This is a genomic window from Alcanivorax sp. HI0083 (genome assembly GCF_001635175.1).
Window position 1 is genome coordinate 1 of record NZ_LWFX01001666.1, and the last position, 1,386, is coordinate 1,386.

General features: G+C 64.2%; 1 protein-coding gene and 1 pseudogene. Both read right to left on the bottom strand.

From position 1 onward, the window contains the following. Positions 1 to 376 (bottom strand): UvrD-helicase domain-containing protein (locus A3754_RS24470; RefSeq protein ID WP_156497208.1); only part of this gene is annotated, 376 nt, incomplete at its 3' end. Beyond that, a pseudogene (locus tag A3754_RS28265) lies at positions 373 to 1,386 on the bottom strand (exodeoxyribonuclease V subunit gamma); the annotation flags it as partial. The pseudogene A3754_RS28265 and the gene A3754_RS24470, both read right to left, overlap by 4 nt.

The window sequence follows — 1,386 nt, forward strand, 5'->3', positions numbered from 1 at the left end:
CGTCCATCCACTGGGCGGCGGCATCCAGACGCTGGGCGCAACGGGCCCGGTCGTCCGGGTCGCTATAGTCATTGAGCAATTCAGCCAGCACCGGGTCGTCGGCTTCTGCATTGGCATCGGCAAAGATACGCGCGGCATCGGCCAGGCGGTCGCGGATCCGTTCACGCAGTTCTTCCGTGGCCGCTTCGGTGAAAGTCACCACCAGAATCTCCGGCGGCAACAGCGGGCGCGAGAAGGCATTGTCGTCGCCATGACCGAGAACCAGGCGCAAGTAGAGGGCGGCCAGGGTAAAGGTCTTGCCGGTGCCAGCACTGGCCTCGATCAGCCGGGTGCCGTGCAGTGGGAAGGTAATCGGGAGCGGACGTTCAGTGCTCATACGTCGTCTCCTGGCTCTTGCCACTGTGCATGTTGATAGAGCGGGGCATAGAGTTGTTCGGTCCAGTAGGCGAAGGCGCTGTGGTCGCCATGGCGGACAGCCAACATTGTGTCGAAGTCGGCCCAGGCCCGGGCAATGGCCGGTTCCTTGTCCTGTTCGCCAGTGTGCATGAAGCCGGATTCGAATACCTTGCGGGCCTCGTTGTCGCCGTTGTCTTTTTCTTCCCCTTTCAGCCAGGCAAAGGCGGTGGCGCAGGCGATGGGCAGGGGTTCGCACAGGGCTTGCTGCCAGGCATGGCCCAGTTGGTCCAGGCAGTGCTGCGCGTCGCTGCGGTTCAGGGGTGGCAGGGTGATGCGGCCATCCTGGCCCTGTATGTGGGTGGTCAGCGGATGCCCGGCGGCGCAGGCGGCCAGGTGCAGGATCCAGTCCCGGGTGAGTTTGTCGAAGCGCTCTTTCAGCTTGCCGGTGTGCAGTACCAGCCGTTGTGCATTGGCGGCGGAGCCGCGCAAATCCGTGAGCCAGTCTTCGATCTGCAGAGGGCCGGCGCTGAGGCGAATTTCCTGTTGCGGTTGCGGTGCGCCGCACTCGGCCAGCAGGGCAAAGTACTGTTCCAGTGGCTGCGCCAGAGGCATCAGCAGGCTGTCGCGGCTGCCTTCATCGAAGGGTGCCAGGGGCAGGTCGCCGCTGCCGGCCAGACGACCCATGGCCTCGGTCATGGCCTCGCCAGCATGTTCCGGGCCAGCGCGCAGGGCGTCGCTGAGCAACTGGTCCTGAAGCTGGAAACGTTGCAGGCCATCGAAGGAAAAGGGTTCGCTGTCGTCCAGTACCTGGCGTTGCTGTTTCAGGTGGGCCTTCAGCCGTTGCTCGAAAAAGTGCGCCACCGGTTGTTTGAGAAAACGGCCCAGGGCGGCGCAGGTAATCGGCTCGTCGGTGTCCAGTGGCGGCAGCGGTTGGTCGTTGCTGACAGTGGGTGCCTGGCCATCGTGGAGGGCGCGCCATTCGTTGGCGTA